Source organism: Arhodomonas sp. SL1 (genome assembly GCF_052060015.1).
In the GTDB taxonomy this organism is placed as follows: domain Bacteria; phylum Pseudomonadota; class Gammaproteobacteria; order Nitrococcales; family Nitrococcaceae; genus Arhodomonas.
In genome coordinates, this window is the sequence record NZ_JBPODZ010000012.1 from 19,869 (window position 1) to 33,766 (window position 13,898).

Below are 13,898 nucleotides of genomic sequence, written 5' to 3' on the forward strand. Positions count from 1 at the left end.
TATACGGGTCAGTTGATGCCTAGGGACAGCAGCCCGAAGGCCTGGCCGGCGAGGAAGAACAGCACCAGCGTGCCGATGGCGGTCAGGCACAGTGGCACCACGCAGAGCATCGGCCCTTCCCGAACCCGGGCGGGCTCGCCCTCCGGCAGCGGCCGCAGGAAGGCACGCATCACCGGTGGCAGCAGGTAGCCGATGTTCAGCAGCGTACTCAGCACGAAGGCGGCGACCACCAGCGCCTCGCCGGTGTCATAGGCGCCCATGATCAGATGCAGCTTGCTCCAGACACCCCCCGTGGGTGGCAGCCCGATCACGCACACCGCACCGATGAGGAACGCCAGCATGGTAAAGGGCATACGGCGGCCGACGCCGTCGAGCTCGCTGACATTGGCCTTGTGGGTAGCGACATAGATGGCGCCGGCACAGAAGAACAGCGTGATCTTGCCGAAGCCGTGCATAAGCATGTGCATACCGCCGCCAATGGCCGACCAGTGGCTCGCCAGCAAGGCGCCGACCACGATGTAGGAGAGCTGGCTTACCGTGGAGTAGGCGAGCCGCGATTTGAGGTTGTCCTGATGCAGGGCGACCAGGGAGGCGGCGAGCATGGTGAAGGTGGCGACGTAGAGCACCAGGTCCCGGGTGGCGAGCTCACGGAGGTAGTCCAGCCCAAAGACATACACCGCCAGGGTGAGCACCACGAAGACGCCGGCCTTCACCACGGCGACCGCGTGGAGCAACGCCGAGACCGGGGTGGGGGCCACCATGGCCGCCGGCAGCCAGCGGTGGAAGGGCATCAGTGCCGCCTTGCCGGTGCCGAACATGAACAACACCAGCAGGAGCGCGCCGGCGCGGGGGTCCATGGCGCCGCCGAGGATCCCGCCGGGGCGCAGGTCCAGGGTGCCGGTGGCGTGCCAGGTCCAGATCATCGCGGGCAGCATCAGGCACACACTGGTCACCAGAAGCAGGGCGATGTAGGTGCGACCGCCCTGACGGGCCTTGTCCGTGCCGGTGTGGGCCACCAGCGGATAGGTGGATACCGACAGGATCTCGTAGAACAAGTACAGGGTCAGCAGGTTGTCGGCGAAGGCGATGCCCGCCGCCGCACCCAGCGCGATGGAGTAGCAGGCGAAGAAGCGGGCCAGGTTGCCGTAACCCTCTGCCCGCATGTAGCCGATGGCGTAAGGGGTCGCCAGCAGCCACAGGGTGGAGGCCAGCAGCGCGAACACTAGCCCCAATGGTTGTACGGAGAACGTGATGCCGAGACCGGGCAAGACCTCCACTAGGTGCTGCGGTGGCACCCCGCCCTCGAGCACCGGCGCGATCTGGCCGAGGACCCCGAGGAAGAAGGGGATCGGGAACAGCCAACAGAACGCGTCGCGCAGCCGCGGAGCCCGGGCGGCCAAGGCGATGGCGATGGCCCCGATGAACGGGATGAGCACGACCGTGAAGGGGGCGAGTTGGGGCAGCAGGGTCATTGCGCGCCTCCGGTGACGCCGCCGAGCAGGGCCTGTGCGGCGGCGGTGGCGCCCCCCACGTTGAGGCGGGTGTCAATGCCGAAGTAGAAGTTCGCTGCCACCAGCACCCACACCGGGAACACCAGGCGGAAAGGGGCCTCGGGGACGGTGGCGGCGCCCTCGGGGGGTTGCTGGAACCAGGCGGCCTCCACTACCCGCCAGATATAGATCAGCGCCATCATCGAGGTGATCACGATGAGCGCCACCAGCCAGCCGTGCCCCGCCTCCACCGCGGCACTGATCAGGTACCACTTGCTGATGAATCCCGCGGTGGGGGGCAGACCGATCAGGCTCACCCCGGCGAGGGAGAAGGCCGTGAGCGTCCACGGCATCTGCTTGCCCAGCCCGCGAAACGCCTCGATGCGCACGCTGCCTACCTGATAGGCCACCACACCGAGCGCCATGAATAGCGCAGCCTTCATCAGGGCGTGGTTGAACAGGTGCAGCAGCCCCGCCGTGAGCCCCGTCACCGAGACCAGGCTCACGCCGAGCACCATGTAGCCCACCTGTGCCACCGAGGAGTAGGCGAGCATGCGCTTGATGTTGCTCTGATAGATCGCCACCCAGGAACCGGCGACCATTCCGGCCACGGCCAGCGCCATGAGCACGAGCGCCAGGGGCAGGGCGATGAAGCTGTAATCCGGCGCGAACACCGTAAACGTGAATCGCAGCATCACGTACAGCGCCACCTTGGTGGCGGTGGCGGCGAGGAACACCGAGATGAAACTCGGGGCGTAGGTGTAGGCGTTGGGCAGCCACAGATGCAGGGGCAGCAACGCCAGCTTCAGGCCCATCCCCACGATGATGAAGGCGAGCGCCGCCTTGACGGTGGCGGTATCCCGTAGCTCCGGCAGCCGTTCGGCGAGGTCCGCCATATTGAGCGTGCCGGTCATCATGTAGAGGAAGCCGATGCCGATGAGCAGGAAGGTTGCGCCGACGGTGCCCATGATCAGGTAGCGGAAGGCGGCCAACAGCGCACGCCGGTCCTGGCCGTGGGCGATCAGCGCGTAGGTCGACAGCGAGGAGATCTCCAGGAACACGAACACGTTGAAGGCGTCGCCGGTCAGCGTGATGCCCATGAGCCCCGCGAAGGCCAGCAGGAACAGCGCATAAAACGGCCCCTGGCGTTCGGGGACCTCGTGGTCGACGCTGGCCCTTGCCCAGGGCAGGATCACTGCCGCGACGGCGGCCACCAGCAGCGCGACGAAGGCGTTGGCGGCATCGATGCGGTACTCGATGCCGATGGGCGGCTCCCAGTTGCCGAAGGCGTAGGACAGGGGCGCCGTCATCGCCGCCGGTAGCGTGACCGCCGCGATTACGGCGCTGGCGAGCGCGGCGGCGAAGGTCAGCAGCCAGGGCCATCGCCGGCCCGGCAGCAATGCGCACACACCGGAGGCGATCAGCGGCACGAGCACGCTGAACGGACTGAGCTCGACGATCGTCATTGAGGTGACTCGCTTTGTTCTCTTTCCTCGGCCGCCTCTTGCTCGGCGATGTGATCGTCCTCGATGGAACCGTAGGCCTCCTGGATGCGCACCGCGAGTGCCAGGCCCACGGCCACGGTGGCCACGCCGACGACGATGGCCGTGAGGATCAGCACATGGGGCAGGGGGTTCGTGTAGACCGTCACCCCCTCACGCAGGATAGGGGTGGAGCCACCGATGACCTTGCCCGCGGAGATGAAGAGGATGAACACCGAGGTCTGGAACACGTTCAACCCCATGATCTTCTTGGCCATGTTCCCGCGGGCGATCACCCCGTAGAAGCCGATCATCATCAGCGCGACCACGATCCAGTAGTTGAAGTAGCCGAGCCACTCCATCACTGATCCCCTTCTTCCGCTCCGGCCTCGATCTCCGCCTCGTCCCACCAGCCGCGGCGACGGGCGAACAGCGTGAAGATAAGCATGATCACCGTGGCCACGGTGACGCCCACCCCGAGCTCCACGGTGATGATGCCGGCCTGTTGCGCCGCATGGGGCCAGGGCAGCAGGGGGTAGAAATCCAGGAAGTGCCCGCCGAGGGCCACGCCGGCCAACCCCACGGCGCAGTACAGCAGCACCCCCAGGGCGGCGAGGCGGTACATCACGCCCTCCGAGATCACCCGGAGCGCCGCGTCGAGACCGTAGATCAGCGCGAACAGGATCCAGCCGGCGGCGAAGACGACCCCCGCTTGGAAACCGCCGCCCGGGGAATACTCGCCATGGAACTGGATATACAGCCCGAACAGGAGGATCAGCGGGATGATGAAGCGGGCAATGACCCGGAGGATGCCGTTCTCCCTCATGAGTTGTTCCCCTCTTCGTCCTCCGGGCGCCGTCGGCGATGCCGGGACGGTCGCACGGACAACAGGGCGAATACCGCCAGGCCGGCGGTGAAGATCACAAACGCCTCGCCGAGGGTGTCGATGGAGCGGTAGCTCGCGAGTACCGCGGCCACCATGTTGGGCACCCCCATGTCCTCATAGGTCTGCTCGGTGTAGTAGCTACCCACATGGCCGTGTACTGGATTGTCAGGATTGCCGAACTCCGGCAGGTCCATACTCGCGTATACCAGCCCGGCACCGGTGACCAGCACCACGGCAAGCGCGAGGAGGTTGTGGCCCCGAATGGGGTGCTCGTAGCGCCGGGCCAGGGTGAGCACCGCCAGCACCAGTATGGTGCTGATGCCGGCACCCACCGCGGCCTCCGTCAGGGCCACGTCACCGGCGTCCAGCACCGCGAACAGCGCCGCCGAGAGCAGCGAGTAGATGGCGAATAGCATCGCCGCTGCGAACAGGTCGCGGACCCGGATGACGGCCAGCGCCACCACCACCAGGAAGACCAGCAGGGCGATATCAATCAGGTATTCGATGACCCGCCTCCGTTTTGCTCGGCCCCCGCGCCCTCGGGCCGGAGACCGTCCGCGAGGGCGGCCCGCGCCAGCGCATGGGTCGCCGTGGGGGTGGTGAACAACAGAAACAGCAGGATCAGTGCCAGCTTGATCGTTAGCAGGCTGAGCCCGGACTGCAGGGCGAGGCCCACGACGATGAGCAGCGCGGTAAGGGTGTCGGTGATGCCCCCGGCGTGGAGGCGCGTGTAGAAATCGGGAAAGCGGATCAGCCCGATCCCGCCGATGAGCGCGAAGGCGCCGCCGGCGAGCAGGCAGAGCCAGGAGAGGAGATCCAACAGCTCAGCCATCGGTGATGTCCTGTTCGCCGGCCTTGGCAAGGTCGCGCATCTTCACCAGCTTCAACACCGTGACGATGGCGATGAAGTTGATCAACGCATAGACCAGGGCCACGTCGATGAGATCGGCGTGGCCGGTGATGTAGGTGATCAGCGCCACCACGAGCACCGTCTTGGTGCCGAAGACGTTCACGGCCACGATCCGGTCATATACCGTCGGGCCGAGCAGGGCGCGCGCTAGGGCCAGCCCCATGGTGGCCAGTACCGCCAGGGTGGTGATCACCAGTACGGTGGTCATGACTGCCCCCCCTCCGTCGAGCGCCCGGATTCCAGCCAGACGATGCGCTCCGCCATCTTGCCGCTCTTGAGGTCATCCGCCGCGTCCTGGTGGAGGGCATGGGCGGTGAGCTCGTCAGGGGCCAGGAGCAGGGTCACGGTCCCGGGAGTCAGGGTCACGGAATTCCCGTAGGTGACTTTTGCCACCGCCGTACGGTGGGGCACCGGCACGCGCACCACCTGCGGCCGCAAGCGGGAGGGCTGCAGCGCGCAGGCGGCGACCTGGAGATTGGCGAGGGCGATCTGCCAGAGCAGCCAGCCCCAGTAGACCGGCAGCCGCCAGGAGTAGAGCACCGGGTTGTGCTCCACGCCGACCACGTCCATGCGCCGTGCGATCCACACCACCAGGGCGATAGACGCCGCTCCCAGCCCGAGGATCAACGGCTTGTAGACCCCGGAAAGGCCCAGCCAGAGCAACACGAGAACAGCGGCGAGGGAGCTGGCGTAACGCATGACGGCAGAGTCTACCAACAGCCGCTGAAGACTGCCAAAGTCGTGTATCCCTGCCGAAGGTGTGCACCGGTTCTCGGTCACACTGTGGGACAAACGATGAAATAATACGACAATAACGAGGCCACGCCGGGCGCAGGGCGAAGGGAGGTCTATGGGCCCCGACGACAAGGTGGTGTATCTCCGCGGTGGCGGCCGACGCTACAGCGTCGACGTCATGGAGGAGATCCGCCATCTGGCCACAGAGCGCTTGGTGCGGGCGGTGACCCGCACGCTGGATCGCAGCGACGACGCGCTCTTCGAGCGGGCGGACGGGGCGGGCGAGTCCACGGTACAGGAGTCGTATTTCACCGCCATGCGCGAGCTGCGCCTGCAGCGCCGGCGTATCGTGGCCCGCTACCGCAGGTCGCTGGAGGGTCTGTTCCGCGATCTGGCCCGGGGCACGCCTGCGCCGCTGCAGGGCGTCGACACCGCTTCCGAGTCGGACGAGCTCGCCCTCGTGGACGACCATCGGCTCGAGGAGGAGGTGGCGGTGGAGTCCATCGGGACGCGGTTGCAGGGCCATCACCGTATGCTCGTCGAGCAGGTGGAGGGGCGGCTGCGCAACCTCGTCGGTGCCGCACTCCCCCCCACCGCCAATCCGTTGCGCCCCCAGACCGCCGCCATCGCCTTCTCGTTGTCACTGGAGGGGGTGGAGGTGGCACTGGCCGCCCGGCTCATCCTCTACAAGCTCTTCGAACGGGCCCTGGATGGGGAGCTGCCGCGGCTGCTGAAGGCCGTCGACGGCAGGCTCGAGGCGGCGGGGGCGGAGGTCAAGCCAGCCCCGGAGGCAGACCAGGTGGCGGACACGGACGAATCGCCGCCGTATGCTGATCCCACTGCGGCCGCCCCGGAGGTCCCCCCGCCGCAGGATGCGCAGGGTGGTGGAGAAGAGGAGGAGGACGGGACGGGCGCATTGCTGCAGCGGCTGATACGCCGCGCCAAGCGCCACGGTGAGGGCACGGGTACGGGTCGGGGCCCGACCGCGGCATCCAGGCAGATGGCGGACGCGCGCACTGTACTGCGGGCACTGGCGGCGCTGCAGCTGGAGATCCTCGACGCCATCGACATCGCGCCGGCTGATATCAAGGCCCGGGTCAACGACTGGCTCGAGCGCCAGGGCCAGGCCAGCGCCCTCCAGCCCCCGGTGGACGACACCATCGACCTGGTGGGCATGCTCTTCGAGAACCTCCTCTCCGATCCGCGCCTGTCGCCGGCGCTGCGGGCGGTGATCGCACGTCTGCAGGTCCCGGTGCTTCGGGTCGCGCTCCGCGATCGGGCGCTCTTCGACCGGGCCGATCACCCGGCACGGCAGCTGATCAACGAGCTCGGCCTCGCCGCCGCGGGTTGGACGGAGCCGGCCGACCCGCCGAGTGATCCGCTGTATGCCAAGGCGGTGGAGGTCGTGGAGCGGGTGGTGGCCCGCTACCGCGAGGACGTGGACGTATTCGACCGCGCCCTGCGGGACCTGCGCGCCTTCCTCGAGCGCGAGCGCGAGCGCGCCCGGGTGGTCGAGCAGCGCACCCGCCAGACCGCCGAGGGCAACCTCCGTGTGGAGATGGCCCGGGAGGCGGTGCAGCGGGCGGTCGACGAAAGGCTGGCCGAGGGCGTCCCACCGGTGGTGGAACGGCTGCTCGGTGAGGCCTGGTTTCGGGTGATGTTCATCACCGCCGTGCGCGAGGGCGAGGACAGCGAGGCCTGGCAACGCCAGCTGCGCTTGATGGACGAGCTGGTCTGGAGCGTGCGGCCCAAGCGCGAGGCCGGCGAGCGCCAGCGCATGCTCCAGGTCATGCCGCAGTTGCTCCAGGACCTGCGCGAGGGCCTCAACGGCATCATGTACAATCCCCATGACATGACCGAGCTGTTCCGGGAGCTGGAGGCCGAGCACCTGCGTTGCCTCGATCCCGACAGCGATCCCCCGGGGCCGGCGTCAGGCGCCGGCACGGAGGTAGCGCAACCCGAAGGGCCGGATGGCCCCGCGGCCCAGGTCCTGGATCCTGCTACCCGGGCACGCCTGGAGGCCGTGCCCGTGGGTAGCTGGTTCGAGCTGCGCGGCACCGGCGAGCCGGTACGCGGCAAGCTCTCGGCGCGACTCAACGAGGGTGATCGGTTCGTGTTCGTCAATCGCTCCGGCTTCCGCGTCGCAGAGTATTCGGCCACGGAGATGGCGGCGGCGCTTCGTGATGGCGAGGCCGTGGAGCTGACGGACGCGGACGCCTTCGACTACGCACTGGAGCAGGTGATCGAGGCCCTCAAGGAGAACAGTGGCGGATGATGCGCTGGATCCGGGTGGTGAGCGTGGCGCTGTACACCCTGTTCGGCGGGCTGGCTATCGTACTCGCCGTGGCCGCCGATCGGCGCGACCGTGTGCCGCCCCATGGCCTTGGCCGGTGGGCGCAGCGGCAGTGGTGCCGGGGGCTGTGCCGGCTGCTCGGTGTAACGGTGTCCGTGGAGGGCAAGCCTTTGGCCGGGCCGCCGGCACTGCTGGTCGCCAATCACCTCTCGTGGCTGGATATTGTCTGCATCGCCGCGCGCTGGCCGGTGGCCTTCCTCAGCAAGACCGAGGTCCGCCGCTGGCCGGTGATCGGCCAGGCGGCGACTGCCCTGGGCACGCTGTATATCGACCGTGGGCGCCCGGCCGCGGCGGCGGAGGCGGTGACCGCCATGCGCCGGCGCCTGGAAGCCGGCGGTTATGTGCTGTTCTTCCCCGAGGGTACCACCGGTGATGGCAGGCGCGTGCGCCCCTTCCGTGCCCGGCTGTACCAGGCCGCCGTGGACGCGGCCGCGCCGGTGCAGGCCATCGCCTTGGAATACCGCCACCGTGATGGAAGTACCGTGGCATCGTTCACCGGTGACGAGAGCCTGGTGGCCAATGTATGGCGTCTGGCGGCGTGCCCCCAGATCGAGGCCCGTCTGGCGGTGGGCGCGCCGCGGCGGAATCACGAGCGGGGTCGCAGCGAGCTCGCGCGGCTCACGCGGGCCGACGTGGTGCGGGCGTTGGAGATCAGCGAGACCGAATCGGAAGAGGCGGCCACGGCCAACGCCTAACGCCGGCGCTGTCATGGCCCTGTCATCTCTGCAGGGCATAATCCCGGCGGTTGTCCGGAGGACGGGAGATCCATGGCTGCGAGCATACTGATCGTTGAGGACGAGTCCCCCATTCGCGAGATGATCGCCATGGGGCTCGGGCGTGCCGGCTTCGAGGTGCGGCACGCGGAATCCGCCGAGGACGCGGAGGCGGCGCTGCGCCTGAGCCGTCCGGACCTGGTGCTGCTGGACTGGATGCTGCCGGGCCGCAGCGGCCTGGAGCTTGCCCGTGAGCTCAAGCGTCGCCCTGAGTACAAGGACATCCCCATCGTCATGCTCACCGCACGGGGGGAGGAGGAGGATCGCGTCCGCGGCCTCGACACCGGCGCCGATGACTACATCAGCAAGCCCTTCTCGCCGCGGGAGCTCATCGCCCGGATCAAGGCGGTGCTGCGGCGCACCCTTCCCACCGCCACCGAGGCACCGGTGGAGCTGCGGGGGCTGCGCCTGGATCCGGTCAGTCACCGGGTACGCGCCGGCGACGTTCCGGTGGATCTCGGTCCCACGGAGTTCCGGCTGCTGCACTTCCTGATGACCCACCCCGACCGGGTATTCACCCGCACCCAGCTGCTGGATAACGTCTGGGGCACCAATGTCTACGTGGAAGAGCGCACAGTGGACGTCCACGTCCGCCGGTTGCGCAAGGGCCTGGAGCCGACCGGCCACCATACCCTGGTGCAGACGGTGCGCGGGGCGGGATACCGGCTCTCCGCGGAGGCCTGAGCGGGGGCACATCGGCGATGATGCCGCGTAATCCCTGGCCGGAGGCGTGGCTGCGCCTCGTCGCCGTCGTGGCGGCGGCACTGCTGGTGGGGTTATTGCTCGGCCGGCCCTGGCTGGTGCTCTCGCTGGTGCTGCTGGCATGGATCGTCCGCCAGGGGTGGCTGCTGATGCGTCTGGAGCGCTGGGCGCGGCGGGGCCAGCGTATGCCCCCGCCGGAATTGCCCGGCCTGTGGGGGGACCTCGCCGGCCAGCTCGAGCGCCACCGGCGCGGCCAGGTCCGTCGCCGTCACGGGCTGGTGGCACTGCTGCACCGGTTTCGGGCCTCCATCGACGCCCTCCCGGACGCGGTGTTGGTGATCCGCTCCGACGGCGGCCTGGAATGGTGGAATCCGCGGGCGACCGAGTTCCTGGGCCTGCGCTGGCCCGTGGACCAGGGACAGCGACCGGGGAATCTGCTCCGCCATCCCGAGTTCACCCGCTTCCTCCGCGAGGGGGGGGGCAGCGAGTCGGTGACCGTGCCGTCGCCGCTGGACGAGGACCTCATCCTCGAGATCCGGATGGTCTCTTATGGGGATGGCCGGCGTATGTTGGTCGCCCGAGACGTCACCCGCATCCATCGCCTGGAGGGGATGCGGCGTGACTTTGTCGCCAACGTCACCCATGAGCTGCGCACCCCGTTGACGGTGATCCAAGGTCTCTCGGAGACCCTGGCGGAATACGGTGCGGAGCCCGAGGATTTGGCGAACTCCCTGGGCATGATCGATACCCAGGCCCAGCGCATGCGCCGGCTCATCGACGACCTCCTGGTGCTGTCGCGGCTCGAGACCGCGGCGCGCCCCGCGCGCACGGAGCCCGTGACCGTGGCTGCCCTGTTACGGGAGCTCGTGGCGGAAACGGAGACCATGGACGAGGGGGCGCACGCCATCCATCTGGAGGCGGAGGAGGACCTGAGGGTCCGCGGCAACGAGCAAGAGCTGCGCAGCGCCTTCTCCAACCTACTGGTCAATGCGGTAAAGTACACGCCCGCCGGGGGGCGTATCGATGTCCGCTGGCAGCGCAGCGGCGAGGGGGCCTCGCTGTGCGTTGCCGATACCGGCCCCGGGATTCCCGCCCACCACATTCCCCGGCTGACGGAACGCTTCTATCGCGTGGACAAGGGCCGCAGCCAGGCCGCCGGCGGTACCGGGCTGGGTCTCGCCATCGTCAAGCACGTGCTCTCGCGCCACGGTGCTCGCTTGGAGATCCGTAGCACGCCGGGTCAGGGCAGCACCTTCTGCTGCGTCTTCCCGGAGTATCAGCGCTCTGGGGCCGATAGGGCGCGTTCCTTTCCGCGGAGCTGATCACACCTCAGGTGGAGTGTATATCCGTTCTGGCGTATATACGGGAAAGCAGATATATTCGTCGGAACATGAGCACTGGAGGGCGCAGCCTTGGATGAACAGCCCCATTATCATGTCTTGTTCCTGTGTACCGGGAATTCGGCCCGCAGCCAGTTCGCGGAGGTGATACTCAATACCCTCGGCCGCGGTCGCTTCACCGCGTACAGCGCGGGCAGTCACCCGGAGGCGGCGGTCCACCCCCAGGCGCTGACGCTGCTGGAAGCGATGAGCCTGCCCACCGCCGGCCTGTACCCGAAGAGCTGGGAGGAGTTCACCGGTCCGCAGGCGCCGTCCATGGACTTCGTGTTCACCGTCTGCGATCGCGCTGCAAGGGAGCCTTGCCCCGTCTGGCCGGGACAGCCCATGACCGCGCACTGGGGTATCGAGGATCCGGTACGGTCGATAGAGCCCCCGGAAAAGGCCTTTCGTCGCGCGTTCTACGGGCTGCGGAACCGTGTCAGCCTGTTCCTGAACCTTCCCCTGACCTCCCTGGACCGGATGCGGCTGCAGCGCGAGCTCGACGCCATCGGCCGCGACGACGACGGGGGGGATGCATGAGCGCCTCGGTTACCGAATTGGGCACGAGCGTCGCCTTCCCGGCTTTCTTTCGGATGCTCGGCGACGAGACCCGATTGCGGGCCCTGGTGCTGCTCCAGTCCGAGGGTGAGCTCTGCGTCTGCGAGCTCACGGAGGCGCTGGGGGTGAGCCAGCCCAAGATGTCGCGGCACCTCGCCGCGCTACGGGAGGCCGGAGTGGTCAGCGACCGGCGCGAGGGCGCCTGGATCCATTACCGGATCGCCCCCTCGCTGCCCGCCTGGCAGGCCCGCGTGCTTGCCTGTGCCTGCCAGGAGCTGTCGGGGCAGGCGCCGTTTGCCGCCGACCGCGAACGCCTGGCGGCGATGCCGGAACGTCCCGGCGGTCGCTGTTCCACCAATCCATAAAGGAGGACCCCAATGAGCGACGCGGTGCGCCATATCCTGTTCCTATGCACCGGGAACTCCTGCCGTTCGCAGATGGCCGAGGGCTGGGCCCGCCATCTCGGCGGCGATGAGGTCTCGGTGCGCTCTGCGGGTATCGAGGCCCACGGGCTCAATCCGCGGGCAGTCGAGGCCATGGCGGAGGTCGACGTGGACATCTCCGGGCAGGCCTCCCACCGGTTGACCGACGAGGACCTGCAGTGGGCCGACCTGGTGGTCACCGTATGCGGCCACGCCGACGAGCATTGCCCCATCCTGCCTCCCGGTACCCGCCGCGAACACTGGCCCCTCGACGACCCGGCCCGCGCCGAGGGCGACGAGGCCGCGATTCGCGAGGTCTTCCGTGCCTGCCGTGACGAGATTCGGGCGCGCGTGAACGAGCTGTTGCAGCGGAGTGAAAATGGACCCGCTTGAGGATCTGCCGAATATCGACCCGGATCTCTTCCGGGTCCCCGAACCGGCCCAGCTGGGTCTCGCCCCCATGCATGCCCATCCCCCGCGGATCCTCCTTCTTTACGGTTCCCTGCGGCGGCGCTCGTTCAGCCGGTTGGCGGTGGAGGAGGCGGCGCGTCTGCTGCGCGCCATGGGGGCTGAGCCGCGCATCTTCCATCCTCGGGGATTGCCGTTGCCCGACGCCGAGGATGCCTCTCACGAGAAGGTCGTCGAGCTCCGCGAGCTCGCCACCTGGGCGGAGGGCATGGTGTGGTGCTCACCGGAGCGTCACGGGGCGATGACCGGGATCATGAAGGCCCAGATCGACTGGATACCGCTGGCGCTGGGGGCGGTGCGTCCCACCCAGGGCAAGACCTTGGCGGTAATGCAGGTCTGCGGAGGGTCGCAGTCGTTCAATGCCGTCAATCAGCTGCGGGTGCTCGGGCGCTGGATGCGCATGCTCACCATCCCCAACCAGTCGTCGGTGCCCAAGGCCTTCATGGAGTTCGACGACAACGATCGCATGAGGCCGTCACCGTACTACGATCGGATCGTCGACGTAATGGAGGAGCTAGTGCGCTTTACCTGGTTGATCCGTGACCGCGTGGACGCCCTCACCGATCGCTATTCCGAGCGGATCGAGAGCGCTGATGCGCTGTCGCGCCGGGTCAACCAACGCGCCATCTGAGCCGCATTACAGAGGAGTTTTTGCATGAGCGTGCGCCAGGAGACCGATATCCCGGATACCCGTGAGGGCATGGGGTTATTCGAGCGCTTTTTGTCGGTGTGGGTGGCCCTGGCCATCGTCGCCGGCGTGGCCCTGGGACAGCTCGTGCCGGCGGTTCCCGAGGCGTTGTCGCGCTTCGAGTACGCCCAGGTCTCCATCCCGGTGGCCGTGCTGATCTGGGCGATGATCTTCCCGATGATGGTGCAGATCGATTTCACCTCCATCCTTGGGGTGCGCCGCCAGCCCAAGGGGCTGGTGATCACCACCACCGTGAACTGGTTGATCAAGCCGTTCACCATGTTCTTTATCGCCTGGTTCTTCCTCAAGGTGGTGTTTCAGCCCTTCATCCCGGAGGCGCTGGCAAGTCAGTACCTGGCCGGGGCCATCCTGCTCGGCGCCGCCCCGTGCACGGCCATGGTCTTCGTCTGGAGCTATCTCACCCGGGGCGATGCCGCCTACACCCTGGTGCAGGTGGCGTTCAACGATTTGATCATGCTGTTCGCCTTCGCGCCCATCGTGGTGTTCCTCCTCGGCATCTCGGATATGGCGGTGCCCTGGGACACGGTGGCGCTGTCGGTGGTGCTCTACATCGTCATCCCGCTGACCGCCGGCTATCTCACCCGCGTGGCGGTGATCCGCCGCCGTGGCACCGATTGGTTCGACAACGTGTTCATGAAGCGGCTGGCACCGGTGACGCCGGCCGGGCTGTTGCTGACGCTCATTCTCCTGTTCGCCTTCCAGGGGGAGGTGATCCTGCGGCACCCGCTGCATATCGTGCTCATCGCCATCCCGCTCATCGTCCAGACCTTCCTGATCTTCCTCCTCGCCTACGGCTGGGCCCGGGCCTGGCGGGTACCCCATCCCGTGGCCGCCCCCGGCGCGATGATCGGCGCGAGCAACTTCTTCGAGCTGGCGGTGGCCGCCGCCATCTCGCTGTTCGGGCTGCAGTCAGGGGCCGCCCTGGCCACGGTGGTGGGGGTGCTCGTGGAGGTGCCGCTGATGCTGGCGCTGGTGCGCATCGCCAATGCCACCCGGGCGCATTTCCCCGCCGCCCCGGCGCAGGCTTGAACC

17 protein-coding genes are annotated in these 13,898 nt (G+C 67.9%); 9 read left to right on the forward strand and 8 right to left on the reverse strand.

Features of this window, described 5'->3' with window-relative positions:
* Positions 1-8: 8 nt before the first annotated feature.
* The 8 genes from ACQ754_RS14110 to ACQ754_RS14145 are packed head-to-tail and all read right to left on the reverse strand — an operon-like array spanning position 9 to position 5,466.
* Entirely contained in the window at positions 9-1,472 is a 1,464-nt protein-coding gene (locus ACQ754_RS14110) for a proton-conducting transporter transmembrane domain-containing protein (RefSeq protein WP_440997677.1), read from the reverse strand.
* Positions 1,469-2,956 carry a monovalent cation/H+ antiporter subunit D family protein gene (locus tag ACQ754_RS14115; protein WP_440997678.1) on the reverse strand — a complete coding sequence of 496 codons (1,488 nt, stop codon included), beginning with the start codon at positions 2,954-2,956 and terminating at the stop codon, positions 1,469-1,471. The genes ACQ754_RS14110 and ACQ754_RS14115 overlap by 4 nt, the downstream gene beginning before the upstream one ends.
* Positions 2,953-3,333 carry a cation:proton antiporter subunit C gene (locus ACQ754_RS14120; RefSeq protein WP_440997679.1) on the reverse strand — a complete coding sequence of 127 codons (381 nt, stop codon included), beginning with the start codon at positions 3,331-3,333 and terminating at the stop codon, positions 2,953-2,955. The genes ACQ754_RS14115 and ACQ754_RS14120 overlap by 4 nt, the downstream gene beginning before the upstream one ends.
* Positions 3,333-3,797 (reverse strand): Na(+)/H(+) antiporter subunit B, encoded by a 465-nt coding sequence (locus ACQ754_RS14125; RefSeq protein ID WP_440997680.1) that lies wholly within the window; start codon positions 3,795-3,797, stop codon positions 3,333-3,335. Before ACQ754_RS14125 ends, ACQ754_RS14120 begins: the two co-directional genes overlap by 1 nt.
* Positions 3,794-4,324: a DUF4040 domain-containing protein gene (locus tag ACQ754_RS14130; protein WP_440997681.1), complete on the reverse strand. Its 531-nt coding sequence runs from the start codon at positions 4,322-4,324 to the stop codon at positions 3,794-3,796. The genes ACQ754_RS14125 and ACQ754_RS14130 overlap by 4 nt, the downstream gene beginning before the upstream one ends.
* 26 nt (positions 4,325-4,350) lie before the next feature.
* On the reverse strand, positions 4,351-4,689 hold the full coding sequence (gene mnhG / locus ACQ754_RS14135; protein ID WP_440997682.1) for a monovalent cation/H(+) antiporter subunit G: 339 nt from the start codon (positions 4,687-4,689) through the stop codon (positions 4,351-4,353).
* Positions 4,682-4,975, reverse strand: a complete 294-nt coding sequence (locus ACQ754_RS14140; RefSeq protein ID WP_440997683.1) for a monovalent cation/H+ antiporter complex subunit F — start codon at positions 4,973-4,975, stop codon at positions 4,682-4,684. Before ACQ754_RS14140 ends, mnhG begins: the two co-directional genes overlap by 8 nt.
* Complete coding sequence (locus tag ACQ754_RS14145; protein ID WP_440997684.1) at positions 4,972-5,466, reverse strand: Na+/H+ antiporter subunit E; 495 nt, start codon at positions 5,464-5,466, stop codon at positions 4,972-4,974. The genes ACQ754_RS14140 and ACQ754_RS14145 overlap by 4 nt, the downstream gene beginning before the upstream one ends.
* Before the next feature lie 151 nt (positions 5,467-5,617).
* On the opposite strand from ACQ754_RS14145, the gene ACQ754_RS14150 reads away from it, so the two are divergent.
* The 9 genes from ACQ754_RS14150 to arsB all read left to right on the forward strand — a co-directional run bounded on the left by ACQ754_RS14150 (position 5,618) and on the right by arsB (position 13,895).
* A complete protein-coding gene (locus ACQ754_RS14150; protein ID WP_440997685.1) occupies positions 5,618-7,777 on the forward strand; it encodes a DUF1631 family protein in 2,160 nt (719 codons plus the stop codon).
* Positions 7,774-8,550 (forward strand): lysophospholipid acyltransferase family protein, encoded by a 777-nt coding sequence (locus ACQ754_RS14155; RefSeq protein ID WP_440997686.1) that lies wholly within the window; start codon positions 7,774-7,776, stop codon positions 8,548-8,550. Before ACQ754_RS14150 ends, ACQ754_RS14155 begins: the two co-directional genes overlap by 4 nt.
* 72 nt (positions 8,551-8,622) lie before the next feature.
* Positions 8,623-9,312, forward strand: a complete 690-nt coding sequence (gene phoB / locus ACQ754_RS14160) for a phosphate regulon transcriptional regulator PhoB (RefSeq protein WP_440997687.1) — start codon at positions 8,623-8,625, stop codon at positions 9,310-9,312.
* Positions 9,313-9,329: 17 nt separating this feature from the next.
* On the forward strand, positions 9,330-10,652 hold the full coding sequence (gene phoR / locus ACQ754_RS14165; protein ID WP_440997688.1) for a phosphate regulon sensor histidine kinase PhoR: 1,323 nt from the start codon (positions 9,330-9,332) through the stop codon (positions 10,650-10,652).
* Between the two features lie 90 nt (positions 10,653-10,742).
* Complete coding sequence (locus ACQ754_RS14170; RefSeq protein WP_440997689.1) at positions 10,743-11,249, forward strand: arsenate reductase ArsC; 507 nt, start codon at positions 10,743-10,745, stop codon at positions 11,247-11,249.
* Entirely contained in the window at positions 11,246-11,632 is a 387-nt protein-coding gene (locus ACQ754_RS14175) for a metalloregulator ArsR/SmtB family transcription factor (protein ID WP_440997690.1), read from the forward strand. Before ACQ754_RS14170 ends, ACQ754_RS14175 begins: the two co-directional genes overlap by 4 nt.
* Positions 11,633-11,644: 12 nt before the next feature.
* Positions 11,645-12,082 (forward strand): arsenate reductase (thioredoxin), encoded by a 438-nt coding sequence (gene arsC / locus ACQ754_RS14180; protein ID WP_440997691.1) that lies wholly within the window; start codon positions 11,645-11,647, stop codon positions 12,080-12,082.
* Positions 12,069-12,788 carry an arsenical resistance protein ArsH gene (gene arsH / locus ACQ754_RS14185; protein ID WP_440997692.1) on the forward strand — a complete coding sequence of 240 codons (720 nt, stop codon included), beginning with the start codon at positions 12,069-12,071 and terminating at the stop codon, positions 12,786-12,788. The genes arsC and arsH overlap by 14 nt, the downstream gene beginning before the upstream one ends.
* 24 nt (positions 12,789-12,812) lie before the next feature.
* Positions 12,813-13,895 (forward strand): ACR3 family arsenite efflux transporter, encoded by a 1,083-nt coding sequence (arsB, locus tag ACQ754_RS14190; RefSeq protein WP_440997693.1) that lies wholly within the window; start codon positions 12,813-12,815, stop codon positions 13,893-13,895.
* Positions 13,896-13,898: the final 3 nt, after the last annotated feature.